This is a genomic window from Streptomyces sp. NPDC037083 (genome assembly GCF_055606485.1).
Map to the genome: position 1 here is coordinate 333504 of NZ_JBVJSQ010000001.1, position 26927 is coordinate 360430.

26 protein-coding genes are annotated in these 26927 nt (G+C 70.8%); 5 read left to right on the forward strand and 21 right to left on the reverse strand.

Features of this window, described 5'->3' with window-relative positions:
• Positions 1-7: 7 nt before the first annotated feature.
• Together ACZ7DE_RS01570 and ACZ7DE_RS01575 are read left to right on the forward strand one after the other, a co-directional pair.
• Positions 8-1063, forward strand: a complete 1056-nt coding sequence (locus ACZ7DE_RS01570; RefSeq protein ID WP_470756745.1) for a GNAT family N-acetyltransferase — start codon at positions 8-10, stop codon at positions 1061-1063.
• The gene (locus ACZ7DE_RS01575; RefSeq protein WP_470756747.1) at positions 1060-1914 is read left to right on the forward strand and encodes a transglutaminase family protein; all 855 of its coding nucleotides are present in this window, start codon (positions 1060-1062) and stop codon (positions 1912-1914) included. Before ACZ7DE_RS01570 ends, ACZ7DE_RS01575 begins: the two co-directional genes overlap by 4 nt.
• A gap of 97 nt (positions 1915-2011) precedes the next feature.
• Here ACZ7DE_RS01575 and ACZ7DE_RS01580 read toward each other — a convergent pair whose 3' ends face one another.
• The 10 genes from ACZ7DE_RS01580 to ACZ7DE_RS01625 all read right to left on the reverse strand — a co-directional run bounded on the left by ACZ7DE_RS01580 (position 2012) and on the right by ACZ7DE_RS01625 (position 11830).
• On the reverse strand, positions 2012-2629 hold the full coding sequence (locus ACZ7DE_RS01580) for a response regulator (protein ID WP_470756749.1): 618 nt from the start codon (positions 2627-2629) through the stop codon (positions 2012-2014).
• Complete coding sequence (locus ACZ7DE_RS01585; RefSeq protein ID WP_470757919.1) at positions 2626-3825, reverse strand: sensor histidine kinase; 1200 nt, start codon at positions 3823-3825, stop codon at positions 2626-2628. The genes ACZ7DE_RS01580 and ACZ7DE_RS01585 overlap by 4 nt, the downstream gene beginning before the upstream one ends.
• A gap of 5 nt (positions 3826-3830) precedes the next feature.
• Positions 3831-4571: an ABC transporter permease gene (locus tag ACZ7DE_RS01590; RefSeq protein WP_470756751.1), complete on the reverse strand. Its 741-nt coding sequence runs from the start codon at positions 4569-4571 to the stop codon at positions 3831-3833.
• Positions 4568-5482 carry an ABC transporter ATP-binding protein gene (locus ACZ7DE_RS01595; protein ID WP_470756753.1) on the reverse strand — a complete coding sequence of 305 codons (915 nt, stop codon included), beginning with the start codon at positions 5480-5482 and terminating at the stop codon, positions 4568-4570. Before ACZ7DE_RS01595 ends, ACZ7DE_RS01590 begins: the two co-directional genes overlap by 4 nt.
• Positions 5483-5573: 91 nt before the next feature.
• The gene (locus ACZ7DE_RS01600; RefSeq protein WP_470756755.1) at positions 5574-8018 is read right to left on the reverse strand and encodes a hypothetical protein; all 2445 of its coding nucleotides are present in this window, start codon (positions 8016-8018) and stop codon (positions 5574-5576) included.
• A 154-nt stretch (positions 8019-8172) separates the two neighbouring features.
• Positions 8173-8583 carry a DUF6113 family protein gene (locus tag ACZ7DE_RS01605; protein ID WP_470756757.1) on the reverse strand — a complete coding sequence of 137 codons (411 nt, stop codon included), beginning with the start codon at positions 8581-8583 and terminating at the stop codon, positions 8173-8175.
• Positions 8583-9458, reverse strand: a complete 876-nt coding sequence (gene mshB, locus ACZ7DE_RS01610; protein WP_470756759.1) for an N-acetyl-1-D-myo-inositol-2-amino-2-deoxy-alpha-D-glucopyranoside deacetylase — start codon at positions 9456-9458, stop codon at positions 8583-8585. Before mshB ends, ACZ7DE_RS01605 begins: the two co-directional genes overlap by 1 nt.
• A 205-nt stretch (positions 9459-9663) precedes the next feature.
• A complete protein-coding gene (locus ACZ7DE_RS01615; protein WP_470756761.1) occupies positions 9664-10110 on the reverse strand; it encodes a hypothetical protein in 447 nt (148 codons plus the stop codon).
• A gap of 44 nt (positions 10111-10154) precedes the next feature.
• Positions 10155-11036: a helix-turn-helix domain-containing protein gene (locus ACZ7DE_RS01620; protein WP_470756763.1), complete on the reverse strand. Its 882-nt coding sequence runs from the start codon at positions 11034-11036 to the stop codon at positions 10155-10157.
• Positions 11037-11359: 323 nt separating this feature from the next.
• Positions 11360-11830, reverse strand: coding sequence for an ATP-binding protein (locus tag ACZ7DE_RS01625; RefSeq protein WP_470757921.1), 471 nt, complete (start codon positions 11828-11830; stop codon positions 11360-11362).
• Between the two features lie 111 nt (positions 11831-11941).
• On the opposite strand from ACZ7DE_RS01625, the gene ACZ7DE_RS01630 reads away from it, so the two are divergent.
• Entirely contained in the window at positions 11942-12820 is an 879-nt protein-coding gene (locus tag ACZ7DE_RS01630; protein WP_470756765.1) for a helix-turn-helix domain-containing protein, read from the forward strand.
• On the forward strand, positions 12817-13026 hold the full coding sequence (locus tag ACZ7DE_RS01635; RefSeq protein ID WP_392957379.1) for a DUF397 domain-containing protein: 210 nt from the start codon (positions 12817-12819) through the stop codon (positions 13024-13026). The genes ACZ7DE_RS01630 and ACZ7DE_RS01635 overlap by 4 nt, the downstream gene beginning before the upstream one ends.
• Before the next feature lie 571 nt (positions 13027-13597).
• Here ACZ7DE_RS01635 and ACZ7DE_RS01640 read toward each other — a convergent pair.
• Positions 13598-13792, reverse strand: coding sequence for a hypothetical protein (locus ACZ7DE_RS01640; protein WP_470756768.1), 195 nt, complete (start codon positions 13790-13792; stop codon positions 13598-13600).
• Between the two features lie 180 nt (positions 13793-13972).
• On the opposite strand from ACZ7DE_RS01640, the gene ACZ7DE_RS01645 reads away from it, so the two are divergent.
• Entirely contained in the window at positions 13973-16105 is a 2133-nt protein-coding gene (locus tag ACZ7DE_RS01645) for a S9 family peptidase (protein WP_470756770.1), read from the forward strand.
• Positions 16106-16256: 151 nt separating this feature from the next.
• Here the strand turns inward: ACZ7DE_RS01645 and ACZ7DE_RS01650 are convergent, their stop codons facing one another.
• The 10 genes from ACZ7DE_RS01650 to ACZ7DE_RS01695 form a co-directional block, all read right to left on the reverse strand.
• Positions 16257-17360, reverse strand: a complete 1104-nt coding sequence (locus ACZ7DE_RS01650) for an ABC transporter ATP-binding protein (RefSeq protein WP_470756772.1) — start codon at positions 17358-17360, stop codon at positions 16257-16259.
• Entirely contained in the window at positions 17353-18336 is a 984-nt protein-coding gene (locus ACZ7DE_RS01655; protein ID WP_470756774.1) for an ABC transporter ATP-binding protein, read from the reverse strand. Before ACZ7DE_RS01655 ends, ACZ7DE_RS01650 begins: the two co-directional genes overlap by 8 nt.
• Positions 18337-18343: 7 nt before the next feature.
• Complete coding sequence (locus ACZ7DE_RS01660; protein WP_470756776.1) at positions 18344-19384, reverse strand: ABC transporter permease; 1041 nt, start codon at positions 19382-19384, stop codon at positions 18344-18346.
• Positions 19377-20300 carry an ABC transporter permease gene (locus ACZ7DE_RS01665; RefSeq protein ID WP_470756785.1) on the reverse strand — a complete coding sequence of 308 codons (924 nt, stop codon included), beginning with the start codon at positions 20298-20300 and terminating at the stop codon, positions 19377-19379. The genes ACZ7DE_RS01660 and ACZ7DE_RS01665 overlap by 8 nt, the downstream gene beginning before the upstream one ends.
• A 5-nt stretch (positions 20301-20305) precedes the next feature.
• Complete coding sequence (locus ACZ7DE_RS01670) at positions 20306-21934, reverse strand: peptide ABC transporter substrate-binding protein (RefSeq protein WP_470756787.1); 1629 nt, start codon at positions 21932-21934, stop codon at positions 20306-20308.
• Between the two features lie 284 nt (positions 21935-22218).
• The gene (locus tag ACZ7DE_RS01675) at positions 22219-22605 is read right to left on the reverse strand and encodes a VOC family protein (protein WP_470756789.1); all 387 of its coding nucleotides are present in this window, start codon (positions 22603-22605) and stop codon (positions 22219-22221) included.
• A gap of 140 nt (positions 22606-22745) precedes the next feature.
• On the reverse strand, positions 22746-23894 hold the full coding sequence (locus ACZ7DE_RS01680) for an ABC transporter ATP-binding protein (RefSeq protein WP_470756791.1): 1149 nt from the start codon (positions 23892-23894) through the stop codon (positions 22746-22748).
• Positions 23887-24933, reverse strand: coding sequence for an ABC transporter ATP-binding protein (locus ACZ7DE_RS01685; RefSeq protein WP_470756793.1), 1047 nt, complete (start codon positions 24931-24933; stop codon positions 23887-23889). Before ACZ7DE_RS01685 ends, ACZ7DE_RS01680 begins: the two co-directional genes overlap by 8 nt.
• Positions 24934-24984: 51 nt before the next feature.
• Entirely contained in the window at positions 24985-25908 is a 924-nt protein-coding gene (locus tag ACZ7DE_RS01690; protein WP_470756795.1) for an ABC transporter permease, read from the reverse strand.
• 33 nt (positions 25909-25941) lie between these two features.
• Positions 25942-26868, reverse strand: coding sequence for an ABC transporter permease (locus tag ACZ7DE_RS01695; RefSeq protein ID WP_470756797.1), 927 nt, complete (start codon positions 26866-26868; stop codon positions 25942-25944).
• Between the last annotated feature and the right edge of the window lie 59 nt (positions 26869-26927).

Sequence of the window (26927 nt, forward strand, 5' to 3'; positions counted from 1 at the left end):
CTGACCTGTGGAAATCTCGGCCGCCGGACGCCTCGAGGTCCGCATCACCGCTGCTGACGTGGGCAAACGCGTCTCCGTAAGGTGCTCGAGGGATGCTGGAGCCACCGGGGGGAAATTCACCGACACGGTGGGTGTTCTCACATCATGGGACGAAGGTGTGCTCGTGATCACACGCAAGAGCGGGGAGAGCGTCCGCGTTGACGAGTCCTCGCTGGTCGCCGGGAAGGTCGTGCCGGCCGCGCCGGCCCGCCGGCGGGGTCCGGCCGCCTCCTACGAGGAGCTCGCCCGGGTGGCCGCGCGGGCCTGGCGTCCCGTGGAGAGCGAGCGGCTCGGCGACTGGGAGCTGCGGGCCGCCGCCGGATTCACGCGGCGTGCCAACTCGGTGCTGCCGCTCGGCGACCCCGGCATCCCGCTGGACGCGGCCCTGGACGTGGTCCGGGACTGGTACGGCGAGCGCGGGCTGCCCGCCTACGTGCAGACGGCGACGGGCGCCGAGGGCACCGAGGAGCTGCTGAGCGCGCAGCTGGAGCGGCGCGGGTGGGTGCGCGAGGTGACGGCCGAGCTGTGGGTCGGAGCACTGGCGCCGGTCGCCGACCGGGCGGAGTCCGAGGGCGTGGTGCTGGCCCGGGAGGCCGACGAGGCCTGGCTGGCCCGGTACCGGCGCAAGGGGCTGGGCGAGGTGGCCCTGAAGGTGCTGGGCGGGGGGTCCCCCCGCTCGGGCGAAGCCGGGAGCGGAGGGACGCCGTCGGTGTGGTTCGCGTCCGTGCCCGGACCGCGGGGCGGGACTCCGGTCGCCATCGGGCGGTGTGTCGTGGACGGACGGTGGGCAGGGTTCGCCGCCGTCGAGGTGGACCCGGCCCAGCGTCGCAGGGGCCTCGCGACGAGCGTGATGGCCGCGCTGGCCCGGCAGGCGCTGGCGGAGGGGGCCTCGGCGGCCTGGCTGCAGGTGGAGGAGGACAACGCGGCGGCGCGCACGCTGTACGCCGGCCTGGGCTTCGCCGCGCACCACGCGTACCACCACTACCGGGAGCCGTCGCGGGAGTCCTCGCCGGAGCTGTCGTGAGCGGGACGGGGAGCGGCCTCGACGGCGGCGAGGTGCGGCGGCGGTTCGCCGAGGAGACGCGCGCCGAGCGGCCCGACCTGGCGCTGCTGTGTCTGCTCGTCGGCGCGGCGGCGGACCCCCAGCTGGACGAGGCCGGCCTGGACGCCGCCCAGATCGAGCTGGACCGGCTGGCCGGGGAGCTGCCGTTCCGTCCCGGAGGCCCGCGGGCCTGGGCCGAGGCGCTGCGGGAGCTGCTCGGCGAGCGGTACGGCTTCGCCGGTTCGGCCGCGGACTACGACCGGCTGGAGTCGTCGCTGCTGCATCAGGTGCTGGCGCGGCGGCGGGGGCTGCCGATCCTGCTGTCGGTGGTGTGGGTGGAGGTGGCGCGGCGGGCCGGGGCGCCGGTGTACGGGGTCGCGCTGCCGGGTCACTTCGTGGTCGGGTTCGGCCCGCCCGCGGACGTCGAGCGGCAGGTGCTCGTCGATCCCTTCGACGGCGGACGGGTGCTGACCGGCGGCGACGCGGAGCGGCTGGTCACCGGGGCGACGGGGGCGCGGCTGGAACCGTCGATGCTGGCGCCGGCCGAGCCGCTGGACGTCGTGATGCGGATCCTGAACAACATCCGGTCGTGGGCGGCGGCCCGGCCGGAGCGGTCGGACGTCGCCCTGTGGGCCGTGGAGCTGGCGCTGGCCGTGCCCTCGCATCCGGCGCGGCTGCGGTACGAGAAGGGGCAGCTGCTGGTTCAGCGGGGCGACTTCGTCGGCGGGGCCGCCGAGCTGGAGGAGTACGCGGGGCTGGTGGAGGTCGTGGACGAGGTGGCGGCGGAGCGGGTGCGGAAGGAGGCGTTCGCCGCGCGGGCGCTCCTGAACTGACGTCCGGGGGCCGCGGACGTCCGGCCCTCGCCGGCCCGCGGAAGCCCACGGGCGGCGCCGCTCGTCGCGCTCGCCGCCCGGCCCCGCGACGCGGCCGTCACAGCCAGCCCTTCTCCCTCGCGATCCGCACCGCCTCCGCCCTGTTGCGCACCGCCAGCTTCTGGATCGCGGTCGACAGGTAGTTGCGGACCGTGCCCTGGGACAGGTGCAGGGCGGCGGCCAGTTCCGCGTTCGTCGAGCCGTCGGCCGCCGCTCGCAGGACCTCCCGCTCGCGGTCGGTCAGGGGGTTGGCGCCCCCCGCCAGGGCCGCCGCCGCGAGCGTGGGGTCGATGACCCGCTCGCCCGCCAGGACCTTGCGGACCGCCTGGGCCAGCTGGGCGGCAGGGGCGTCCTTGACCAGGAACGCGTCGGCGCCCGCCTCCATCGCGCTGCGCAGATAGCCGGGGCGGCCGAAGGTGGTGAGGACGACCAGCTTCAACCGCGGCAGCTCGCGGTGGAGTTGGGCGGCGGCCTCGATGCCCGTCGCGCCCGGCATCTCGATGTCGAGGAGGGCCACGTCGACGTCGTGGGCGCGGGCGGCCGCGAGGACCTCGTCGCCGCGCGCCACCTGGACGACCACCTCGATGTCGTCCTCCAGGCCGAGCAGGGCCGCCAGGGCCTCCCGGACCATCGACTGGTCCTCGGCCAGCAGGACCTTGATCACGCCACCAGTCATGAGCGGGATCCTATGTCCGGCGCCGTGCCGGCCGGGACCCGGGCCGTCAGCCGGAAACCCTGCTTCACGCGGCCCGCGTCCAGCGCGCCGCCCGCCTTCTGCAGCCGCTCGCTCAGGCCGCTGAGACCGTTGCCGGGGCCCTTGCCCGAGCCGCCGGAGCCGTCGTCCTCGACGCAGAGTTCGAGGACCGGGCCGTCGAGGGTCTGGCGTCGCACGAGGTCCACCGTGCAGCGGGTGGCGCCGCTGTGCCGTACGACGTTGGTGATCGCCTCGCGCAGGGTCCAGGCGAGGGCGGACTCGCTCTCCTCGGGAACGCCTTCCAGGTCCGGCTCGGCGGGGACGGCGGCGGTGATCGCGGCCGCCGTCAACGCGACTTCCGCCCCGGCCAGTTCGGCCGCCAGCCGTGGACGCCGGTAGCCGGTGACGGCCTCGCGGACGTCCACCAGGGCCTGACGGCTGACCTGTTCGATGTCGGCGATCTGCCGGGCGGCGTTGTCGGGGTGGTCGGGAAGCATCCGCCCGGCCAGCTCGCTCTTGAGCGTGATCAGGGACAGGGAGTGGCCGAGAAGGTCGTGCAGGTCCCTGGCCAGCCGCAACCGCTCCTCGTTGGCGGCCAGTTGGGCGACCGTCGCCCGCGCCTTGCGCAACTCGATCGTCGTGCGGACCAGTTGGCTCACGCCCGTCATCGCGAAGCCGATCAGCACGACCAGCACAAGGAGGTTGAGCGCCTCCTCCTCGTCGGTGCGCAGGCCGACGAGGAGCAGCACCGCGCCCGTGGCCGGGATCGTCCAGAAGGCCGCCCGCGGTGCGAGCACGCTCCCGCAGGCCACGGAGACATAGCAGTACAGGCCGAGCCAGGCGGAGCCGAGGGTGAGGCTCAGGACGGTGGCCAGGACCGCCATGGCCCCGATGAGGGCGCCGACGACCTTCAGGGGGTAGGGCCTGTCCCCCATGTTCCGGAACAGGAGCGCGAGGTAGAGCGCGACGAACACCGCCAGGCCCAGCCAGCCGGCCGCCGTGCCGCCCGTGGTGTGGCCGCCGGAGACGAGGTCGTGGACCGGCGAGCTGAGGAACACCAGCCACACGCCGATCCACAGCAGCTTGCGGCGCCACAGCTCGCGCCGGTTGCGGGCCGGCCGTCCCGGCAGGAACCGCGGTTCCCGCCCGGCCGCGTGGGTCTGTGACTCGTCCGTCATGGCGCTCACGCCTTCAGGGTGTCCTTCCGGTACAGCCAGGCCGCGCCGCCCGTGAACAGGGCGAAGAAGACGGCCAGGACGACGACGTCCTCGGTGTGCGGTGCCCGGCTCTGTTCGATGGCCTGGCCCAGGGAAGCGTACGCGTGGGTGGGCACCCACCTGGCGATGTCCTGCAGCCACTGCGGGAACGTCGTGGTCGGCATCCACAGGCCGCCGAGGATCGACAGGCCGAAGTAGGTGATCATCGTGATCGGGCGGACCGCGTCCCCGCTCGCGAGGTAGCCGATCGCGACGCCGAGCGCGGCGAAGACCAGGCTGCCGGCCCAGATGGACCCGGTGAGCGCGAGCCACTGCCAGGCCTCCAGCCGTACGTCCTTCACGGCCGCGGCGACGGCGAAGACCACGACGACGGACGGAAGGCTGACCACGGCCGCGCCGGCGGTCTTGGCGAGCACGTACCCGCGGCCCGGGAGCGCGGTCAGCCGCAGCTGCCGTACCCAGCCGCTCTCGCGCTCCTTGGCGATGCGTTCGCTGTTGCCCATCAGGACGGCCGTGAGGGCGCCGAAGGAGGCCATCGAGACCATCATGTAGGTCGGCAGGGTGAGGCCGGTGCCGCCGACCTTCTCGGTGGCGTCGGAGCTGCCCGCGATCAGCAGGAACAGCACGGACGGGTAGATCACCGAGAAGAACAGGAACTTGCGGTTGCGCAGGGCGCGGGTGAGCTCCAGCTTGATCAGGCTGTTCACTTGGTCTTCGCCTCCTCGGCGGCGGTGATGGCGACGAAGGCCTGCTCCAGACCGAGCCCGGCGACTTCGAGGTTGCGGGGGTGGACGCCGAGCCCGTACAGGGCGTGGACGGTGGCGTCGGCGTCGGCGGACTGGATGCGGACGGTCTGCCCGGAGACGTCGACGGCCGTCAGGAAGGGCAGCCCGCGCAGCGCCTCTTCGTCGATCCGGCCCTCCAGGTCGAAGGAGACCCGGCGGGCCCCCGCCTTCGCCTTGATCTCGGCCGCCGTGCCGTCGGCCAGCAGCCGGCCCCGGTGCAGCACCAGCACCCGGTCGGCCATGGCGTCGGCCTCCTCGAGGTAGTGCGTGGCGAAGAGCACGGTGCGGCCCTGGTCCGCCTGCTCGCGCATGGTGGCCCAGAAGGCCTGGCGGGTGGTGACGTCCATGCCGGTGGTGGGCTCGTCGAGGACGATCAGGTCGCTGTCGCCCGCGGTGGCGAGGGCGAAGCGGACGCGCTGGGCCTGCCCGCCGGAGAGCTTGTTCACCTTGCGGGAGGCGATCTGCGTGATGCCCGCGCGGGCCAGCACGTCGGAGGCGCGGTACGGCTCAGGGTGCAGGGCGCAGGCGAGGCCGACGAGTTCGGCGACGGTGACCTCGTCCATCAGGCCGCCGCTCTGCAGCATCGCGCCCACCCGGCCGGCGACGATCGCCTCGCGCGGGCCTGTGCCGAGGACGCGGACCGTGCCGCTGTCGGGCTGCTTGAGGCCGAGGAGCAGGTCGAGGGTGGTGGACTTGCCCGCCCCGTTGGGCCCCAGCAGCGCCACGGTCTCCCCCGGGCGCAGCGAGAGCGTCAGGCCGTCCACGGCCCGTACGTCCCCGAAGCTCTTGCTCACCTGGTCGAATCCGACCACCGGTGCTGTCTGCGTCGTCATGGGGGCAATCGTCGCCGCGACGGCCCCTGGGGCGGCAGTGTCGGACGTCCGCGGTGCCGCATGACAGATGTCATGCGGCACCGCGGGCGGGTCAGCTCGGGTCGGTGTCGATGACCGCGGTCCGGTTCGTCTCGCTCTTCAGGGCGGGACGCAGCGCGCCGATGACGTCCTGGACGGTGACGGCCGTCTTCTGGCCGGTGCCGCGGGTGATCAGCACACCGTTGAAGGTGCCTCCGTAGAGCTCCGTCAGCGCGGCCTGGTCGTAGCTCTCGACGAGCTTGCCGTTGACCGCCTTGACCTGGAGGAACTTCCACAGGGAGTTCTTCGGGCTGAAGGAGACGGTGTGCGCGGCGTCGGTCATGACGGTGACCTTGCCGGACATCGCCGGTTCGGCGAACTCCTTCATCATCCGGTCGACCTCGGCGTCGGAGATCGTCGGCTGCTTCTGGGTCGTCGGGACCTTCACGCCGTCGGCCGTGCCGGTCTCCACCTGGGCGCGGTAGGCCGCCACGACGGCGTCCTGGGCCTTCGCCGCGTCGATGCCCTTGCCGGCCTTGCCGTAGACGGCGACGGCCTTGCCGGACTCGAACTTGATGGTGCCGTCGGTGGCCGAGCCGGCACCGCCCGCCGCGCTCTGCAGAGCGGCCTGGAGCTTCTCCTCGTCGACCGGCATCTCGGGCTCGACCTCGCGGTGCTGCCCGAACAGCGAGCCGATCACGGAGACGGGGTTGTAGTCGCTCTCGGCGGCGTCGTCGACCGTGGCCTGCATGTCGAACTGCAGGCCCGCCTGGTCCGGCTTGAGGGTGACGGTGCCGCCGTCGACGGACAGCTTCAGCGGCTCGGCCGCCCGCTTCTCGAAGGCGTCGTCGAGCTTCTTGACGGCGTCGTCGCGGGTGCCGCCGCCGATGTCGACGCCGAGGACGGTGGTGCCCTTGGGCACGTCGGAGTGGTTCATCAGCAGGCCGGCGCCGTAGAGGCCGACGCCCGCGACGACCACCACGCCGCCCAGCAGCGGGAGCTTGCTGCGGCCCTTCTTCTTTTTCTTCTTCTTGGAGCCGCCCGCGGACGTGCTCTGCGCGCCCTGCTCCGGCCCCTTGGGCGGGGTGTGCGGCAGCGGGCCCTCGGCGGGCGCGCCGCCGGTGAAGGGGGCGCCAGGTGCGCCCTGGCCGCCGGCCGGCACGACGGGGATGCCGCTGGTGACGGTGTGCCCGGAGACGTTGTCGACGGGACGGCCGCCGTAGCCGCCCGCGCCCGGTCCGGGGGCGGGCTTCTGCGGGGTGAGGATCGCGGTGTCGTCGCTGAGGCCGCCGCCCGGGAGCCGGCCGGCTCCGGCGCCGGCGCCGACGCCGGGTGCGGCGGAACGCGGGCCGCCGGGACCTGCCGGAGCTCCGGGGGCGCCCTGACCGCCGTGGCGGGGCCCGCCGGGGCCGCCGCCGTTCACCGGGGGCACCATCGGGCCGTCGCCGGTGACGGGACCGCCCGTCGGGCCCGTGGGGCCGCCCTGCGGGCCGCCTCGGCCGCCGGGGCCGCCGGGGCCCTCGGGGCCGTTGAAGTCGTAGGAGCCGCCGGGACCTCCGGGGCCGCCCGGGCCGGCCGGGAGACCGCCCTGGCCGTGGGAGCCGCCGCCGACGCCGGGCCCGTCGTTCGGGCCGGGGAGACCGTTCTGACCGTTGTCGGAGAAGTACGGCAGGTTGTCACGGCGCGACTCGGCGCCGCCCTGCGCCGGTCCCTGGGGGCGGCCCTGGCCCGGCTCCTGGCCCGGACGCGGGCCGTTGCCCAGAGGACCGCCGGCGAGTGCCTCGGTCACGTCGAAGGAGCCCGTGCCGCCGCCGTGTCCCGGAGCCACGGGACCGCCGGTCGCACCGGGGAGCCCAGCGCCGTTGGTGCCGCCGGAGCGGGCGCCTCCCGGCACGCTCATGGAGCCGACCACCCCGCCGGGACGCCCGGCGCCCGGCCGCGCGCCGCCCGGCGCGCCTGCGCCGGTGCCCGCGCTCGGGCCCGCCGCGCCGGGGGCGCTCGCGGGCGCACCGGATCCGGCGGCCGAACCGCCCGGCAGACCGGCTCCGTTGGTGCCGCCACCGCCCTGACCGCCCTTGCCGGGCGAGGACTTGCGTGGCGCGAACCAGTCGCTCGTCTTCTCATCGCCCGCGGACGCGGGTTCGGCGGGCAGCTCGAACGAACCGGTGTCGGACGAGGCCGGGCCGACGGCGCCCGTGGGCGCCGCCTGCTGCGCGTCGACACCGGCGTCGGCCTTGCCGCCCGGGCTGTCGTCGCCCGCGCTCTCGGCGTCGCCGACGGGCGTGCGCACGACGACCGGCGGAATGGGCCGCGACCCGGGGATGTTGATGCGGATCCGGGTCGTCAGCGTGGTCTCGGTCTTGCGTTCCTCCGGCCGGGCGGTCGAACGGCCCGCGTCCGCACCGCCGTCGGACACCACGGGGGTGCCGTACGGCGGCGTGCCCGAGGGGTATGCGGCTCCGCCGCGCCCGTTGGACCCGTTGGGCCCGGAGGACGGACTGTCAGTTTCACGACTCAAGGCAGGTTCTCCAGGTTGGCTCCACCGCCCGCCACGACCTCACGGGCAGCTCGGCGGCGCGCACCACCATACTGGCCACTTCTGGCCCGTATCCCACGACCGCCGGGGAAACCCGCACGGGACTCCCACGGGCACGCCAGGGTGAAGTGGTACGTCACTTGCCAAGTCGGACGTCGTCGCCGACCGGTTGCCGCCCCAAACCAAGGGTGGCGCAGATCACAGCAAGTGCCATGCCGCCGAGCAGGAAGAGGTACGAGCCGCCTCCCGCGCCGAACAGGAAGTCCCCTTCGGGACGGCCCGCGGTGCACAGGACGACGGAGATCATCCAGCCGACGGCGGGGGCGACGGCTCCGGCGCGGGTGCCGAGGGCGCGCGCACCGCCGACGAACAGCCCGGCCGCGCCCGCGAGCGCGAGGAGGAGCCCGCCCGGGAACCAGCCGGCCTGGACGAGCCCGCCGGCGACTCCGGCGACCGCCCCGAGCAGCAGGAGCGCCGCATAGGCGGCGGCCCGTCCGGCGGAGGGCATGCGCAGCGGCTGGGCGAGCATCGAGCCACGGTCGGACATCAGGCCGCCTCCCCCGCGTCGCCCGTGCCCGCGAACAGGTCGGTCTCCCGCTCCTGCGCCGCTTCCCCGCGCACGAGTTCGTAGTACTCGGTGGTGAACAGGGGCTGGGCGAGTTCGTTGGACAGGACGAAGTGCCGGTCCCCCGGGGCGACTTCGATCTGGGTGGCGTGCGCGCGCATCGCGGCGGCCTTGGCGGCGGCATGGACGGCGGAGCCGTCGATCTCGGCGGTGACGCGGTCGTCGTCCACGACGCCCGGCACGTCGGAGACGGCGGCGCTCCTGGTGAAGGGGAGCGCCGGGAGCTCGTCCCGGAGCCGGGCGAAGGCCTCCTCGGCGACGGACCGCGGGACGCGGTTCCAGTACACCTTGGGGATGCGCCACCCGGCGGCCTCGGCCAGCTCCGCCGCGCGCATGGCGACGCGGTGGGCCTGGATGTGGTCGGGGTGGCCGTAGCCGCCGTTGTCGTCGTAGGTGACGAGGACCTGGGGGCGCACCTCCAGGATCACCTCGGCGAGGGACGCGGCGGCCTCGTCGACGCCGGCCTGCCAGAAGCACGCCGGGTCGTCGTTGTCGGAGAGGCCCATCATTCCGGAGTCTCCGTAGCGGCCCGTGCCGCCGAGCAGGCGGAAGTCGTCGACGCCGAGTGCGGCCATGGCGGCGGCGAGCTCCCGTCTGCGGTGCTCCCCCAGGGCGGCTCCGGTCAGGTGCCGCAGCTCCGGCGGGATGACCTCGCCGCGCTCGCCGAGGGTGCAGGTGACCAGGGTCACGTGGACGCCCTCGGCCGCGTACCTGGCCATGGTCGCGCCGTTGTTGATCGACTCGTCGTCCGGGTGCGCGTGCACCAGCAGCAGACGCCGGGAGGGCAGTTCCGTCATACCGCCAACCCTACGAGGCGAGATCCCTTCCCCGGCCACCTACCCGCCCGTCTGCACTCCCTCCTCGTCGCGCACGTGGGCGACGGCGAGGGCGATGCGCTCGATCCAGGGTGCGGAGAGAGTGAGGCGGCAAGCCTGTCGCACTGATGTTCGATAACAGCCTCGGGGAGAGTTGCGTCACCTCGCCGACGACTCCCGGCAGGGCTCAGGCGTCTTCTCGGTCGCCGGTGAAGATCGCTTCGCCGGACGACGCGGTGACGGCTCGGGGGAGCCAGTGCCGCAGGAGGTCGGGGTCGTCGCAGCCGGTGACGCGTTCGCGGACCTCGTCGGAGACGTCGAGGCCACGTGCCTCGAGGACGAGCACGATGTCCTCGGCGCCTCGCTGAGCCCGGTAGTAGGCCCAGCTGGCGGGCTTGTCCGGGCCCTTCGCGCTCTGTGCCTCGACAGCCAGCAAGAACGACTCCTCACCGTCGAAACGCAGCAGAGTGTCGACACGACGTTCCACAGGCTGGATCTCGGTGAGGTCGGTCGGCAGAACCGTCACGCACTTGGGCGGGACGAACGGGAGGCCGAGCACTTTGGAGACGCCGGTGAACAGGCCGGGGTACTCCTGGAAGATGCGGTGCATCGCCTCGTGGGACGAGTTGACCATGCGGTTCCTTTGCCTGCGGATCTTCAAAGGACCGCTGCCGATCGCTAGCGGCAGTCGCGGCAGCGGGCGCCCGGTTCGGGTGAGCGGATGCCGCGGTCGCAGCCGTCGCAGTTCCGCATCCGGTGCGGGGCAGCCGACGGTGGGGCCGCGGGCCCACGGAACGGTGGCGGTGGTGGCAGCAGGGCTGCGAGCCGGTGGGCCAGAAGGGCGGCGGGGCGGCGGACGCCTTCGGGCGGAAGGTCGGCCGTGAGGGCCTGGCGTACGGCAACGGGGCTGACGTCCCGTTCCAGCCAGGCGGCGACGCCGGGAGCGAGATGGGCCGTGTCGCAGGCGGAGAGGAGGAGGCGGGGATCGTGACGGTGAAGGCCGGCGAGGAGGTCGGTGGCCGCCTGGAGTAAAGCGGGGGCGGGGTAGCCGGGGCGCGGGACGACGGGGAGTGGCTTGAGGGGTGTGCGCTTCTTCGGCTTGGCGGGGCTTGCGGTGTCGTGGGCGTGATCGACGGCTACTGGGCGGCGGTCGTGAGCCTGATCGACGGCAGCCGGACGGCGGTCGTGGCGGCCGGGCTGGTTGCAGGAGACCGTGCGGGTGACGATCCGGCCGCCCGGGATGCGGGAGCGTTCGCGGCGCAGATAGCCGTGGGACTCCAGTTCGCGCAGGGCGGCGGCGATACGGGTGGCGCCCTCGGGGAAGCGGGCGGTGAGGGACTTGATGTCGACGCGGGCGCCCTGCGGCAGCGACTGGATGTGCACGCCCAGCCCGATCGCCAGGAGCGACAGCTCCCGGTGCTGGGCGAGGTGGTTGCCGATCACCGTGAAGCGGGTGGTGTGGCGGGCGTTGTCGTGGGTGAGTCCGCCCGCGCGAGAGTGGTTTTTGCCCGCGTTACGGGACTCGGCGCATGGGGGCGCGCTAGGGTTTTGGGTGTCCATCGGGAAGCTCCTACTTCCTCGGTGGTCAGGCCCTCGCACTGGGATTGCCGTCCCGGCGGGGGCCGTCGCATGTCTGGGGTTGTGGTGCTGCGTCGGGGTCCTGCTTTGCGCTGAGCGTAAGGCAGGCAACCCGTCACGAATCCAGCCGAGTTGGGCATATTCACTCGCGGGAGTGAGTTTGCTCGACGGGCGGGAGGGGTGGGGCTCGGTCGGGTTCTTTCTCCGCAGTGGTGGTTCTTTGGAATGAGCGCCACTTGCCCCGAAGCCTGAGGATCCGGGTTCCGGTGACGGACGCGCGTCGCCTCGTCCGGGGCTTCCGCCGGTCAGGAGTTGTGGCGGCTCCGAACGTCATCCGTCGGCGGTACGACCTCGGCCCAGACCGTCTTGCGCGGGCGCAGCTCCGGGCCCCACCCCCACCGGTCGGCGAGCGCCTCGACCAGGAGCAGACCACGGCCGGACTCGGATTCGGCGTCGCGGCCCGGATGCGGTGGGCGGGGAGGGCGGTCCCCCGCCGTGTCGGTCACTTCGATGCGCAGTGTGTGCGCGATGACGTACAGCGTGAGTCTGAAGTCCCGGCCCGGTACGCGCCCATGGGTCACCGCGTTCGCCGCGAGTTCGGCGACGATCTGGCCGGCCGGGTCCACCGGCATTCCCCAGGAGCGCAGTTGCTCGGCGGTCAGCAGACGGGCGAGGCGCGCTCCGCGAGGCGTGGGAGACAACCGCACGCTGAAGCTGCGGAAGTGCCGGCCGGGCCGGGTCCCGGAGGAGACGGATTCCTGGATCACGTCACTCAGAGTGGCCACTCACGCCTACCGTGAACAGTGATGGAGCCGTTGCGTACGGTGACTGTCCGGGCGTTGTCCGGTCGTGTCCGGACTGTCGGTCCGGGTGACGGAGGGGTGCGAATGACGCAGGTGAACGGCAAGGCCGTCCAGCTCAAGGAGGAGGCGGACGAACCGGGTTGGGAGGTGGACCCGGACGACGACTGGGGCATCGCCGTCGTGGAGACGGTGGGGCGGCAGCTGAAGCTGCGGCGAGAGGCCGTGGGGATGCGCGCGGCCGACTTCGGGCTGGCGGTCGGGTACGGCGAGGACCTCGTCTACAAGATCGAGAGCGGGAAGCGTATCCCCCGCCCCGAGTACCTGGACAAGGCCGACAAGGTGTTGGGGGCGGGTGGACTGCTCTCGGCGATGAAGGAGGACGTGAAGAAGGTCCGGTACCCCAAGAACGTCCGCGAGATCGCCAAGTTGGAAGCGCAGGCAGTCGAGCTTGGGGTGTACGTCGGGCTCAGCCTGCATGGGTTGTTGCAGACGCCGGAGCATGCGCGGGCCTTGTTCGAGGCTCGACAACCACCGTATTCAGAGGAGGAAGTGGAGCGTCTGGTTGCTGCTCGCATGACCCGGAAAGCAGTCTTCGACAAGTCACCCGTGCCTGCGCTGAGCTTCGTCCAGGAAGAGGCGGCACTACGTCGTCGCATCGGAGGCACAATGGTGCGACGCCGACAGCTCGAACACTTGCTGGAGGTGGCACGGTTGCGCAACGTAACGTTCCAGGTCATGCCAACGGAGAGCGGCGCTCACCCCGGAGTGGATGGCAAGATCGAGTTGCTGAAGTTCGCAGACGGTACGGCTGTGGGGCGTTCCGACGGGGCGTTCAACGGCCGCCCGACGACGGAGCCGAAAGAACTCCGCATCCTGGAACTGCGCTACAGCACCATCCGGGCCGAGGCACTCACGCCCGGGGAGTCACTCGTCTTCATCGAGCAGTTGCTGGGAGAAACATGATCCGCAAGTACTCCGCTGGAGCCCCCTCCGAGCTGGCCTGGTTCAAGAGCAGCTACAGCGACGGCACCGAGGGCGACTCCTGCGTAGAGATCGCCATCACCCCCGCCACCATCCACGTCCGCGACTCCAAGCACACCGCCGGCCCCCGACTCCGACTCTCGCCGGAAGCCTGGGCCGACTTCGTGCCGTACGCGTCCGAGGGCTGACGGTCTGCTCGACCTCGCCCTCCGGTACGTCGGCCTCGCCGCCCAGAGAGCGGGCGATGGCCGTGAACTCGATCAACGCCGGCTGGAGGTCGCGGACGACCTCCTCGGCGATCTTCTCGGGCGACACTCCGCTGTCGGCGTCGTGGAGGGCGGGATCACGGCCCCAACCGACGAGCACGCCCGCGCGCGTGAGCGCGTTCAGGCGGTCGAACCGGCTCGTTCCCTCGACCCGTGTGCCGGTGCGGGTGACGAACCCCTCGGCCGGCACCTCGCCGGACCGCCCGGCGCTCACACAGGCGGCGTTCGGGTGGGTCAGGACGGTGAGTTCCGCCTGCGCCCCGTAGATGGCCAGGAGGGGCCGGCAGCCCTACAGGCGCCGAAGTCGGGCGATGCCTTCGCCGGCCGGCGCAGCCGATCGTCAGCGTTGCGTCCGTCCACGCGCCCCGGCCCCCAGCACTGCCACTTCTCGTATCCGTCGGGCTGACGGATCAGGATGCGAGGCGGGTGCAGGACAAGGCAGCCGGTGGCGGGCTCCGGTCGGTCGCCCGCCGGAGCCCGGTCTCACCACGCGTCAGAACTTGATGCTGCCGATCATGCTCGCCACGCTCGTCGTCAGATCGCTGATGGTCGGCGCGATCGTCGAGGAGGCGAGGTAGAAGCCGAGCAGGATGCAGACGACAGCGTGACCGCCCTTCAGTCCCGACTTCTTGATCAACAAGAAGACGACGATCGCCAGCAGCAGCACCGCCGAAATCGAGAGTGCCACGGCGGCTCACCTCCAAGGACCCGGGAAACGTGGGGGAAAACAGAGCGAGGGAACTCGTACATCCATACATCAGCCAGCAGGTTCATACCCACACAGCGCTAGTGATCATAACTATGTGTGGGCGCGCATCTCTCGGCGCACAGCCGCACAAGGGGGTCGCATGGCCAATATGGTCGGGGGATGACGACCGACTCCGACTCGTTTCCCCGCAGGCACGCCCGCACCCAGCGTTTCACCCTCGGCGCGCCGCGTTCGTTCACGGTGGCCCCCGACAGCTCCCGGGTGGTGTTCCTGCGGTCCGGTTCCGGCACGGACCGTGCGGGCGCCCTGTGGGTCCTCGATCCGGCGGACGGCACGGAGCGCCTGGCCGCCGACCCGGCCGCCCTGCTCGGCGGCGCCCGCGAGGACCTCTCGCCCCAGGAACGGGCCCGCCGCGAACGCAGCCGCGAGGGCGGCGCGGGGATCGTCGGCTATGCCACCGACGAGGCCGTGGAGTTGGCGTCTTTCGCCTTGTCAGGGCGGCTTTTCACGGCCGAGCTGCGGGCCGGCACGGCCACCGAGCTGCCGGTCCCGGGGCCGGTGATCGACCCCCGGCCGTCCCCCGACGGGCGGCTCGTCGCGTACGTCACGGGTGGCGCCCTGCGGGTGGTGGGCGCCGAGGGCGGGGACGACCGTGCGGTGGTGGAACCGGAATCGGACACGGTTTCCTATGGATTGGCCGAGTTCATCGCGGCCGAGGAGATGGGGCGCTCGCGCGGCTTCTGGTGGGCTCCGGAGTCGGACCGTCTGCTGGTCGCGAGGGTGGACGACACGCCGGTGGAGCGCTGGTGGATCTCGGATCCGGCCCAGCCGAAACGTGACCCACAACACGTGCCCTATCCGGCTGCCGGGACGGCCAACGCGGACGTCAGGCTGTTCGTGTTCGGGCTCGACGGGGTGCGCACGGAGGTCTCCTGGGACCGTTCGCGCTATCCGTACCTGGCGCGAGTGCACTGGTCAGGAGCGGGGGCGCCGCTGCTGCTCGTACAGGCGCGCGACCAGCGCAGCCAGCTGTTCCTGGCGGTGGACACCGACTCCGGGGCGACCCGGATGGTGCATGCCGACGAAGATCGGATTTGGCTGGATCTTTTCCCTGGAGTGCCCTGCTGGAGCCCCTCCGGGCAGTTGGTCAGGATCGCCGACGAGGGCGGCGCCCGGGTACTCGCGGTCGGCGAACGGCCGCTGACCGGGGCCCAGTTGCACGTGCGGGCAGTGCTGGACGTCACGGCCGACGATGTGCTGGTGTCCGCCTCGGCCGGGGAGGCCGCGGCCGCGCCGGAAATCGGCGAGGTGCACGTCTACCGGGTCAACGAGCTCGGCGTGGAGCGCCTCTCGCAGGAACCCGGAGTGCACTCGGCGGTGCGCTCGGGCGCCGTGACCGTCCTGGTGTCGGCGGTCCCGGACCGGCCCGGGAGCGTGGCGCGGGTGCTGCGCGAGGGGAAGCCGGTGGCGACCGTCCGGTCCCATGCGGAGGATCCCGGCCTGACCCCCCGCGTGTCCTTTGTCGAAGGGGGCGCACGACGCATCCCGTGCGCCGTGCTTATGCCTACGGACTACCCCGGTGACTCCCCACTCCCCGTCCTCCTGGACCCCTACGGCGGCCCGCACGGACAGCGGGTACTCGCCGCGCACAACGCGCACCTGACGTCGCAGTGGTTCGCCGACCAGGGCTTCGCGGTGATCGTCGCCGACGGCCGGGGCACGCCGGGCCGCTCGCCCGCCTGGGAGAAGGCGATCAAGGACGACGTGGCCGCGGTGACCCTGGAGGACCAGGTGGACGCCCTGCACGCGCTCGCCGAACGCTTCCCGCTCGACCTGACCCGGGTGGCCGTCCGCGGCTGGTCCTTCGGCGGATACCTGGCCGCGCTCGCGGCACTGCGCCGCCCCGACGTCTTCCACGCCGCGGTGGTCGGCGCCCCGGTCACCGACCTGCGCCTGTACGACACCCACTACCAGGAGCGCTACCTCGGCCACCCCGGGGAGCAGCCGGAGGTCTACCGGCGCAACTCGCTGATCGACGACGAGGGTCTGGTGGACGCGGCCGAGCCGGCCCGTCCGATGCTGATCGTCCACGGGCTGGCGGACGACAACGTGGTGGTCGCCCACTCGCTGCGGCTGTCCTCGGCGCTGCTCGCCGCCGGCCGGCCGCACGAGGTGCTGCCGCTGTCCGGCGTGACCCACATGACCCCCCAGGAGCAGGTCGCCGAGAACCTCCTGCGCCTGCAGCTGGACTTCCTCCGACGCTCCCTGGGCCTCGTCGGGGACAAGCCCTAGGGCACGGCAACGGGCCGGAGCGACATGGCGCGCTCCGGCCCGTTTACGGCACCCGCACGGCCGTACGCTGTTCAGACTGACGCGTCCGTATATCGGAACCGGGTCAGCCAAGTTGCCTGCGTGTTAACGCGGTTGCTGTGCAAATATGCTGCTATACACCGTCGTTGACATGATCATCCAGTGGCTCCTCCGACGGAACCACCTGTTTCTCCTCCGCGAAGTGGCACGCCGAGTCGTGCGCCGCGGGGCCCGTCGCGAAGCGGAACTCCGCCGGTACGGCCAGCACCGGCACCTCCTGCGCGCAGCGCTCCCGGGCCTTCCAGCAACGGGTGCGGAAGCGGCAGCCGAAGGGGATGTCGGTCGGGGACGGCACGTCGCCCGTCAGGATGATCCGCTCCCGGTGCTTCCGCGCCTCCGGGTCCGGCACGGGCACCGCGGACAGCAGCGCCTGGGTGTAGGGGTGCGTGGGGTGGTCGTAGATCTCGGCGTCGCGGCCGATCTCCACGATCCGTCCGAGGTACATGACCCCCACCCGGTCCGAGATGTGCCGGACGATCGACAGGTCGTGGGCGATGAACAGGTAGGACAGATCGAACTCGCTCTGCAGCCGGTCCAGCAGGTTGATCACCTGCGCCTGGACCGACACGTCCAGCGCGGACACCGGCTCGTCGGCGACGATCACCTCCGGGCGCAGGGCCAGCCCGCGCGCGATGCCGATGCGCTGACGCTGGCCGCCGGAGAACTGGTGCGGGTACCGGTTGATGTACTCGGGGTTGAGACCCACGACGTCGAGCAGGTCCTGGACCTTTCTGCGCCGGTCCCCCTTGGGCGCCACCTCGGGGTGGATCTCGTACGGCTCGCCGATGATGTCGCCGACGGTCATACGCGGGTTGAGGGAGGTGTAGGGGTCCTGGAAGACCATCTGGATGTTGCGGCGGACGGCCTTGAGGGCCCGCCCCGACAGCCGGGTGACGTCCTCCCCCTTGTAGCGGATCCGACCCTTCGTCGGCCGCTCCAGGTTGACCAGCATCTTCGCGACCGTCGACTTGCCGCAGCCCGACTCGCCGACGATGCCCAGCGTCTCGCCCCTGCCGAGGGTGAAGTCGACGCCGTCGACCGCCTTCACCGAGCCGACCTGCTTCTTGAACAGGATTCCCCGCGTCAGCGGGTAGTGCTTGTGCAGCCCGCTGACCTCCAGGAGCGGCTCGGCCGCCGGGGCGGACGAGGCGGACGGAACGGCCGAGGTGCTATGCATGCAGGCACTCCCTCCAGAAGTGGCACGCGCTCGTGCGGTCCGCGTCCGACTCGTCGACCTCGTACCGGGGCGGCACCTCCGTGCGGCACACCTCCTGGGCCATCGGGCAGCGCGGGTTGAAGGCGCAGCCCGGGGGGATCTTCATCAGGTTGGGCGGCAGGCCCTTGATGGCGTAGAGCTCCCGGCCCTTCTGGCCCAGGCGCGGGACGGAGTCGAGCAGTCCGCGGGTGTAGGGGTGGGCCGGGGCCTTGTAGATGTCGTGGACCGGGGCCGACTCGACGATCCGGCCCGCGTACATGACCGCGATCCGGTCGGCCACGTCCGCGACCACGCCCAGGTCGTGCGTGATCAGGATCAGGCCCATGCGGTACTCGCGCTGCAACTCCGCGAGCAGGTCCATGACCTGGGCCTGGACCGTGACGTCGAGGGCGGTGGTGGGCTCGTCGGCGATGATGAGCGCCGGTTCCAGGGCCATCGCCATCGCGATCATGATGCGCTGGCGCATGCCGCCCGAGAACTGGTGCGGGTAGTCCCTGACCCGCTCGCGGGCGGCCGGGATGCGGACGCGGTCCATCAGCTCCACCGCCTTGGCCCGCGCGTCCTTCCTCGACATGCCGCGGTGCACGACGAACATCTCGCCGAGCTGGTCGCCGACCGACAGCACGGGGTTCAGGGACGACAGCGCGTCCTGGAAGATCATCGCCATCTCGGCGCCCCGGACCTTCCGCCGTTCGTCCTCCTTGAGCGTGAGCAGGTCCCGGCCCCGGAAGACCACCTCGCCGGAGGTGATCCGGCCGGGTGGCACGTCGAGGATGCCCATGACCGCCTGGGCGGTGACGGACTTGCCGGAGCCGGACTCGCCGAGCACGGCGAGGGTCTCGCCCGCGTCCACGCCGTAGCTGACGCCGTTGACGGCCCGGGCGATCCCGTCCCGGGTGCGGAACTCCACGTGCAGATCGCGCACTTCGAGCAGCATCCGGCCGTCACCTCAGCTTAGGGTCGAGGGCGTCGCGCACCGCGTCGCCGAGCATGATGAACGCCAGGACCGTGACGGCCAGGGCGCCCGAGGGCCACAGCAGGGCGTGCGGGGCGTTGCGGATGTACGGGGAGGCCGCGGAGATGTCGATGCCCCACGAGACGGTCGGTGGCTTCAGACCGACGCCCAGGTAGGACAGGGTCGCCTCCAGCGCGATGTACGTGCCGAGCGCGATGGTCGCCACGACGATCACCGGGGCGACCGCGTTCGGGGTGATGTGGCGCAGCAGGAGCCGGGAGGGGGAGGCGCCCAGGGCGCGGGCGGCCTGGACGTAGTCGTTCTGTTTGACGGTGATGACCGAGCCGCGGGCGATGCGGGAGATCTGGGGCCAGCCGAGCAGCACCATGAACCCGATGACCGGCCAGACGGTGTTGCTGGACACCACCGAGAGCAGGACCAGGCCGCCGAGGACGACCGGGATGGCGAAGAAGACGTCGGTGACGCGGGACAGGACCGCGTCCCCCGCCCCGCCGAAGAACCCCGCCAGCCCGCCCAGGACGCTGCCCAGGAGCGCCACGCCGAGCGTGGCCAGGACGCCGACCGTGACGGACGTGCGGGCGCCGTAGACCGTGCGGGTGTAGACGTCGCAGCCCTGACCGTCGAAGCCGAAGGGGTGGCCGGGCTGGGAGCCCTCCTGGGCCTTGGAGAGCTCGCACTTGAGGGGGCTCATCCAGGTGATGGACGAGGGCCACAGGGAGATGAGGACCAGGAACAGGATGACCAGGCCGGCGACGATGAAGACCGGGTTGCGGCGCAGGTCGCGCCAGGCGTCGGAGCCGAGAGAGCGGGCCCGCTCGCCGGAGGCTTCCGACGCGTCCGGCTTCCGCGGTCCCGTGCCCGGCGTTCCGCCCGGCGCCTTCTCGAGGGTCCTGACCTCCGCGGTGGCGAGGTCCATTACGCCGCCGATGCCGGTGTCGGCGATGGCGCCGTCCTCCAGGGCTCGGCCGGTGCCCGGCAGGGGGTACTCCGGCGGCGTCGGCTCAGGCATAGCGGATCCTCGGGTCGAGTACGGCGTACAGGAGGTCGACGAGCAGGTTGGCCACCAGGAAGACCAGGACCAGGACGGTCACGAAGCCGACGACGGTCTGGGTGTTCTGACGGAGGATCCCCTGGTAGAGCTGGTAGCCGACGCCGTGGATGTTGAAGATGCGCTCGGTGACGATCGCGCCGCCCATCAGGGCGCCGATGTCGGTGCCGATGAAGGTCACCACGGGGATGAGGGAGTTGCGCAGCAGGTGCCGGGTGACGACCCGGCGGTGGGGCAGCCCCTTGGCGACGGCGGTGCGGACGTAGTCGGACCGTCTGTTCTCCGCGATCGAGGTCCGGGTCAGCCGGGTGACGTAGGCCAGCGAGACCGAGGCCAGCACGAGTCCCGGCACGATCAGCTCGCCGAAGGTCGCCTCCGAGGAGACCGAGGGTTTGATCCAGCCCCATTCGACGCCGAGCAGCAGTTGCAGCAGCAGACCGGTGACGAAGGTCGGGACGGAGATGACCACGAGGGTGAGCAGCAGGGCCCCGGTGTCGACGGGCCGGCCCCGGCGCAGGCCCGTCACGACGCCCAGGGTGACGCCGATGACGATCTCGATGAGGATCGCGACGACGGTCAGCCGGAGGGTGACCGGGAAGGCCGTCGACATCAGCTCGGTGACCGGCTGGCCGTTGAACGCCGTCCCGAAGTCTCCGGTGAAGATGTTCCCCAGGTAGGTCAGGTACTGCTGCCAGACCGGCTTGTCGAGGCCGAACTCCTTCTTCAGCTGGGCAGCGGTGGACGGGTCGCACTCCCGGTCGCCGCACAGCCCCGCGATGGGGTCGCCCATCACGTTCACCATCAGGAAGATCAGCAGCGTGGCCCCGATGAACACCGGGATCATCTGGAGCAGACGCCGGATCACATACCGGCCCATGCGGGTCAGCCGACCTTGATCTTGTCGTAGACCGGGACGGAGAACGGGTTGAGCCTGACATTCGAGAGCCGCTCCGAGTAGCCGGCGCTGCCGTTCTGGTACCAGAGCGGGATGGCGGCCATGTTGTCGCGGACGACCTCCTCGGCCTTCTGGAACATCTCCACGGCCTTGGCGGCGTCGGTCTCGGCGTTGGCCTGGTCGACGAGCTTGTCGAAGTCCTTGTTCGACCACTTGCCGTCGTTGGAGGAGGCGTTGGTGTAGTAGAGCGGCTGGAGGAAGTTCTGGATGAGCGGGTAGTCCATCTGCCACCCCGCCCGGAAGGGTCCGGTCATCTTCCGTTCGCCGAGCTGGGTGCGGAAGTCCGCGAAGGTGCCGAACGGGTTGCCGACGCAGGCCTTGTCTTTGCCGAGGGCGTTGTTGATCGAGTTGCAGACCGCGTCGACCCACTGCTTGTGCGATCCGGTGTCCGCGTTGTAGGTGATCTTGATCTGTCCGCCGGGGAGGCCGCCGCCCTCCTCGATGAGCTTCTTCGCAGCGACGGGGTCGTACTCGCAGGCGTCCCCGCACAGGCCTGCCTTGAAGCCGCCTTTCTCGCCGAGCACCGGGAAGGTCCAGTCGGTGGCGGGGGTGCGGGTGTTGTGGAAGATCGTCTCGGTGATCTGCTTGCGGTCGATCGCGCGGGACAGGCCGGTGCGGACCTTCTGCGAGCCCTCGGTGTTCCACTTCTTGTCGTAGAACGGGAAGGCCAGGGTCTGGATGATGCCCGCGGGGGTGTTGATGTAGCGGTCGCCGAGGTCGTTCTTGACGTTCTTCAGCTGGGCCGCGGGCACGTCGTCGACCAGGTCGAGGTTGCCGGCCAGCAGGTCGGTGTAGGCGGTGTTGTTGTCGGTGTAGACCTTCAGGGTCACCCCGCCGTTCTGCGCCTTGTCGTCGCCGGGGTAGCCGTCCCACTTCTTCAGCTCCATCTGGGAGCCCTTGGTGTACGAGTCGATCGCGTACGGACCGTTTCCCACCGGCTTCTTCAGCCAGCCGGCGTGGTCGCTGAAGAAGGACTGGGGCAGCGGGGCGAAGGCCGGGTAGCCCAGGGTGTCGGGGAAGGTGGAGAACTTCTGCTTGAGCTTGACGGTGAAGGTCCTGTCGTCGACGACCTTGAGACCGGAGAGGGTGTCGGCGGTCTGCTTGCCGCCCTCGGCGGGGTGGACCGCGGTGTACCCGTCGATGTACTCGAAGAAGTAGGCGTTCTTCTGGTTGTTCTTCAGGTTCGCGCCGTAGTTCCAGGCGTCCACGAAGGACTTCGCCGTCACCTTCTCGCCGTTGCTGAACGTCCAGCCGTCCTTGACGGTGATGGTGAAGGTCTGGGAGTCCGTGGTGTCGATCTTCTCGGCCAGCATGTCCTCGGCGGCGCCGGTCTCCGGGTTGTACTTCTTCAGGCTGCGGAAGATCATGTCGAGGACCTTCCCGCCCTGCACCTCATTGGTGTTGGCGGGCTCCAGCGGGTTCTGCGGGTCGCCCCAGGAGGAGCTGAGCACCGCACTGCTGTCGCCGCTTCCGCTCCCCCCGCCCCCGCAGCCCGTCGCCGCGAGCGCTGCCGCCGCCGCGCATGCGGCCCACTTGGCGTGCGTGGCTCCACGCATGGATGCCTCCTCATGACTGCGCGTCTGTCACCCTGGTGTCCCGATCCTTATACCGGTCAATATCTACACAAAGGCGATGCTTCGCACTTTCACCCATCCACATGGGCTCAATGGGCGTCAGAAGGCAGGCGTCGACCGAACGGACGTTTCACATGCCCGTTCGGTGCACGGGTCGACTCGCACGGATCGGCCGGCACGGAGGGGGCCGCACGGGTCGGCTCGCGACTCGCGTGGGGCGGTGCGGCGCGCGCAGGGCTCCGTCGTCCGCGGCCGCACGGCGGTGCTCAGGGACGGGCCACCAGCTCGACCTCGAAGCCGTCGGAGTTCTCCAGGTAGGCCGCGTAGTGCTCCGGGCCGCCCGCGTGCGGGTACCTCTCGGCGAACAGCGGCGCCCAGCCGTGGGCCGGGGCCTCGGCCGCGAGCGCGTCGAGATCCGACGCGCTGCCGGCGTGGAAGGCGAGATGGTTGAGGCCGGGGCGCAGCCGGTCGTGGCCGCCGTCGCGCTTCATCGCCGGGGACTCCTCGATCACGAGGTAGGTCGCGCCGAGTCGCCAGCTGCGGCCCCGCTCCCACTCCTGGTACGGCTCGCAGCCGAGGCCGCCCAGCAGCCAGCCCCACTCCCGTGACGCCCGTGCCAGATCGGGCACCCACAGCTCAACGTGATGCAACAAGGATTTCCAGCCCCTTCCCTCTCCGCCCGAAGACACCTTCCAGGTGAGGAGGGACTCGGCAGGCCCTCCCCCGTACAACGACTCCGGCCTCCCGCAGCGCGAAGCCGCCGGAGGCCGGAGTCGGTGGACAGCACCTGTCGTCAGACCGCGTGGACGACGTCCTTCTCCTCGGCGAAGTGGCAGGCCGACTCGTGGGCCGCCGGCGAGTCCACTCCCCTGAACCGCTCCGGGATCGCGAGCAGCGGGGCCTCCTCGGCGCACTTGTCCTGGGCCTTCCAGCAGCGCGTGCGGAAGCGGCAGCCGGACGGCGGGTTGGCCGGCGAGGGGACGTCACCGGTCAGGATGATCCGCTCGCGGTGGTCACGGGCCTCCGGGTCCGGCACCGGCACCGCCGACAGCAGCGCCTGGGTGTACGGGTGCGTCGGGTGGTCGTAGATCTGCTCGTCGGACCCGATCTCGGCCATCTTGCCGAGGTACATCACGCCGACGCGGTCGGAGATGTGCCGGACGATCGACAGGTCGTGCGCGATGAAGAGGTAGGAGAGGTTGAACTCCTCCTGCAGCCGCTCCATCAGGTTGATGACCTGTGCCTGCACCGACACGTCCAGCGCCGAGACCGGCTCGTCGCAGATGATGATCTCCGGGTTGAGCGCGAGACCGCGCGCGATGCCGATGCGCTGGCGCTGGCCGCCGGAGAACTGGTGCGGGTACCGGTTGATGTACTCCGGGTTGAGCCCGACGACGTCCAGCAGTTCCTGCACCTTGCGACGCCGGTCGCCCTTGGGGGCCACCTCGGGGTGGATCTCGTACGGCTCGCCGATGATGTCGCCCACCGTCATACGGGGGTTGAGCGAGGTGTACGGGTCCTGGAACACCATCTGGATGTTGCGGCGGACGGCCTTGAGGGCGCGCCCGGACAGCTTGGTGATGTCCTGGCCCTTGTAGAAGACCTCGCCGGCGGTGGCCTGCTCCAGGTTCATCAGGAGCTTGGCGACCGTCGACTTGCCGCAGCCCGACTCGCCGACGATGCCCAGGGTCTCGCCCTGGTGGAGGTCGAACGAGACGCCGTCGACGGCCTTGACCGCGCCGACCTGACGCTTGAACAGGATGCCCTGCGTCAGCGGGAAGTGCTTGACCAGGTTACGGACCTGGAGGATGGGCTCACCGCGCTCCACGGGCGCCTCGATCGCGGCGACCGCCTCCGTCTCGGAGTGCACCTCGGCGGTCTCCACCTCGGAGACGTTCGGTGTGGCGTCCGGGCGCTCGTCGTTCTTGCTGAGCTCAGCCATGGATCGTCTCCTTCCAGAAGTGGCATGCCGAACCTCGGCCGACCAGCTCGGTGCCGTCCTGCTCGGTCACCGGAAGCAGGGCCGGGACCTCCGTACGGCAGATGTCCTGTGCCTTGGGGCAGCGCGGGTTGAAGGCGCAACCGGTGGGGATGTTCAGCAGGTTGGGCGGCAGACCCTTGATCGCGTACAGCTCCTGGCCCTTCTGGTCCAGGCGCGGGATCGAGTCCAGCAGACCGCGGGTGTACGGGTGGGCGGGGCGCTTGTACAGCTCGTGCACCGGCGCGGTCTCCACGATCCGGCCCGCGTACATGACCGCGATCTTGTCGGCGACGTCCGCGACCACACCGAGGTCGTGGGTGATGAGGATCAGACCCATCTGGTACTCGCGCTGCAACTCGGCGAGCAGGTCCATCACCTGGGCCTGGACCGTCACGTCGAGGGCCGTGGTCGGCTCGTCGGCGATGATCAGGTCCGGCTCCATCGCCAGCGCCATGGCGATCATGATGCGCTGGCGCATGCCGCCGGAGAACTGGTGCGGGTAGTCGCCGACGCGCTGGCGCGCGGCCGGGATGCGCACCCGGTCCATCAGCTCGATGGCCTTGGCCTTGGCGTCCTTGCGGGACATTCCCTGGTGGGCCCGGAACATCTCGCCCAGCTGGAAGCCGACGGAGAGCACGGGGTTGAGGGAGGACAGCGCGTCCTGGAAGATCATCGCCATCTTGGCGCCACGCAGCTTGCGCCGCTCGCTCTCCGGCAGGCTCAGGATGTCCTGGCCCTGGAAGAAGATCTCGCCCTTGCTGATCCGCCCGGGAGGGCTGTCCAGGATGCCCATGATGGCCTGCGCCGTCACGGACTTGCCGGATCCCGACTCGCCCAGCACGGCGAGCGTCTCGCCCGCGTTGACGCTGTAGTTGACGCCGTTGACCGCCTTGGTCACGGAGTCACGGATCTTGAACTCCACGTGCAGGTCGCGGACTTCGAGAAGGGGCGCGGACCCGTCCGGCCCGGCGTTCGAGGGGGCCTGCTCCAGGGTGGTCATGCCATCACCTTCGTCTTGCTTGCTCAGGGGGGTTCGACTCATGGCTGCGGATCACCGGAGCTTCGGGTCGAGCGCGTCGCGAAGACCGTTGCCCAGCAGGATGAAGCCCAGCGCGGTGATGACGATCGCGAGGCTGGGGTACGTCCACATGAAGTCCTTGACTCCCATGAACCCGCGGCCCGCGGCGATCATGTTCCCCCACTCCGCGACCTCGGGGTCCACGCCGACGCCCAGGTAGGACAGCGACGCCTCGGCCACGATCGCGATGCCGACGTTGCTCGTGCCGTACACCAGGACGGAGGTCAGCGAGTTGGGCAGGATGTGCTTGCGGATGATCCGGCCCTGGCTCGCGCCGAGCGCCTTGGCGGCGTGGACGTAGTCCATCTCACGCACCGACAGGATCTGACTGCGCAGCAGCCGGGCGAACGTCGCCCACGAGAAGATGCCGAGCGAGAGGACCACCGGCATCACGCCACGGCCCATCAGCAGGATGATGACGATGGCGCCGATCAGCAGCGGGAAGGCGAAGAAGATGTCCGCCACGCGCATGATCACGGTGTCGACCCAGCGGCCGAAGTAGCCGGCCAGCGCGCCGAAGAGAATGCCGATGCTCAACGCGACGACGATGGAGGCGAGGCCGACGATCATCGCGATGCGGCTGCCGTAGATGAGACGCGAGAGCTGGTCGCGGCCGAGCGAGTCGGTGCCGAGCCAGTGGCCCGCGCCCGGGGACTGGAGCGTCGCGTTCAGGTCCTGCTCGAGGGGGTCGTGCGGTGATATCAACGGCGCGAACACGGCCATCAGGATCAGTACGACGATGATGGCCAGGCCGAGCACGGCAAGCTTGTTCTGCACGAAGCGGTGCCGGATGTCGGACCACTGGCTGACCCTGGCGACGCTGGGTTCGGCGCCCTTGGAGGCCGAGACGGGGTCCGCCGTCTTCGGCTCGCCCGCGCCCGTGGCGAGTTCGGTCATGGTGTGACTCCTAGATGGGGGCGACCCTGGGGGTCAGGCCAGTCGGATACGCGGGTCCAGAGCGGCGTACAGCAGGTCGACGACCAGGTTCAGCACGACGAAGATCGCCACGCTGATGGTCACCACGCCCACGATGACGGGGTTGTTGTTCTGCTGGATCGCCTGGATCAGTGCGAGACCGATGCCGTTCCAGTTGAAGATCGTCTCGGTGATGATCGCGCCGCCGAGGAGACCACCGAAGGAGATGCCCAGGTAGGTGATCACGGGAATGACCGAGTTCCGCAGGATGTGCCGCGAGAGCACGGTCCGCCGCGGAAGCCCCTTGGCCACGGCCGTCTTGACGTAGTCGGCGCCCAGGACCTCGAGCATCGTGCTGCGGGCGAGCTGGGCGACGAGTGCCGCGTCGATGATCGCCAGCGTCACGGCCGGCAGGACGATCGAGTTGAAGCTGTCGTCGGCGATCAGCGGGAACCAACCCAGCTCGATGACGAAGACGCGCTGCATGATCATGCCGAGCACGATGGAGGGGACACCGATGGCCAGGGTGGTGACGAACGTCGCCGACACGTCCCAGATCGAGTATCTGCGCATCGCCGCCAGCACGCCGACGGAGATGCCGATGATGATGTCGAGCACGATCGCCGCCGTGGCCAGCTTGGCCGTGTTGGCCAGCTTCGGACCGAGGATCTCGGAGACCGGCCGGCTCTGCGTGTAGTCCTCGCCCAGGTCTCCCTGCACGAGTTTGCCCACGTAGTTGCCGTACTGCACGATCAGCGGGTCGTCGAGTCCGTACTGCTTGTGCAGCTGCGCGATCACCGCGGGGTCGCGTGCTTTGTCGCTGCCCGCGATCTGCCCGACCGGGTCACCCGGGAGCACAAACAGGCAGGCGAACAGGATCATCGTCGCGCCGAGCACGACGACGACCAACTGGCCCAGCCTGCGGACCACATACCTTCCCATGACTTGCCTCTCTGCCTCGCTGCCGTTTCGGGGCAGCTCCCTCCCCCCAGGTTGGTGGG

Coding starts and splice junctions, on each gene's coding strand:
- ACZ7DE_RS01580 (WP_470756749.1), bottom strand. CDS start 2,629: ATGACTGGTGGCGTGATCAAGGTCCTGCTGGCCGAGGACCAGTCGATG.
- ACZ7DE_RS01585 (WP_470757919.1), bottom strand. CDS start 3,825: ATGACGGACGAGTCACAGACCCACGCGGCCGGGCGGGAACCGCGGTTC.
- ACZ7DE_RS01595 (WP_470756753.1), bottom strand. CDS start 5,482: ATGACGACGCAGACAGCACCGGTGGTCGGATTCGACCAGGTGAGCAAG.
- ACZ7DE_RS01605 (WP_470756757.1), bottom strand. CDS start 8,583: ATGTCCGACCGTGGCTCGATGCTCGCCCAGCCGCTGCGCATGCCCTCC.
- mshB (WP_470756759.1), bottom strand. CDS start 9,458: ATGACGGAACTGCCCTCCCGGCGTCTGCTGCTGGTGCACGCGCACCCG.
- ACZ7DE_RS01615 (WP_470756761.1), bottom strand. CDS start 10,110: ATGGTCAACTCGTCCCACGAGGCGATGCACCGCATCTTCCAGGAGTAC.
- ACZ7DE_RS01620 (WP_470756763.1), bottom strand. CDS start 11,036: ATGGACACCCAAAACCCTAGCGCGCCCCCATGCGCCGAGTCCCGTAAC.
- ACZ7DE_RS01630 (WP_470756765.1), top strand. CDS start 11,942: ATGACGCAGGTGAACGGCAAGGCCGTCCAGCTCAAGGAGGAGGCGGAC.
- ACZ7DE_RS01635 (WP_392957379.1), top strand. CDS start 12,817: ATGATCCGCAAGTACTCCGCTGGAGCCCCCTCCGAGCTGGCCTGGTTC.
- ACZ7DE_RS01645 (WP_470756770.1), top strand. CDS start 13,973: ATGACGACCGACTCCGACTCGTTTCCCCGCAGGCACGCCCGCACCCAG.
- ACZ7DE_RS01650 (WP_470756772.1), bottom strand. CDS start 17,360: ATGCATAGCACCTCGGCCGTTCCGTCCGCCTCGTCCGCCCCGGCGGCC.
- ACZ7DE_RS01655 (WP_470756774.1), bottom strand. CDS start 18,336: ATGCTGCTCGAAGTGCGCGATCTGCACGTGGAGTTCCGCACCCGGGAC.
- ACZ7DE_RS01660 (WP_470756776.1), bottom strand. CDS start 19,384: ATGCCTGAGCCGACGCCGCCGGAGTACCCCCTGCCGGGCACCGGCCGA.
- ACZ7DE_RS01665 (WP_470756785.1), bottom strand. CDS start 20,300: ATGGGCCGGTATGTGATCCGGCGTCTGCTCCAGATGATCCCGGTGTTC.
- ACZ7DE_RS01670 (WP_470756787.1), bottom strand. CDS start 21,934: ATGCGTGGAGCCACGCACGCCAAGTGGGCCGCATGCGCGGCGGCGGCA.
- ACZ7DE_RS01680 (WP_470756791.1), bottom strand. CDS start 23,894: ATGGCTGAGCTCAGCAAGAACGACGAGCGCCCGGACGCCACACCGAAC.
- ACZ7DE_RS01685 (WP_470756793.1), bottom strand. CDS start 24,933: ATGACCACCCTGGAGCAGGCCCCCTCGAACGCCGGGCCGGACGGGTCC.
- ACZ7DE_RS01690 (WP_470756795.1), bottom strand. CDS start 25,908: ATGACCGAACTCGCCACGGGCGCGGGCGAGCCGAAGACGGCGGACCCC.
- ACZ7DE_RS01695 (WP_470756797.1), bottom strand. CDS start 26,868: ATGGGAAGGTATGTGGTCCGCAGGCTGGGCCAGTTGGTCGTCGTCGTG.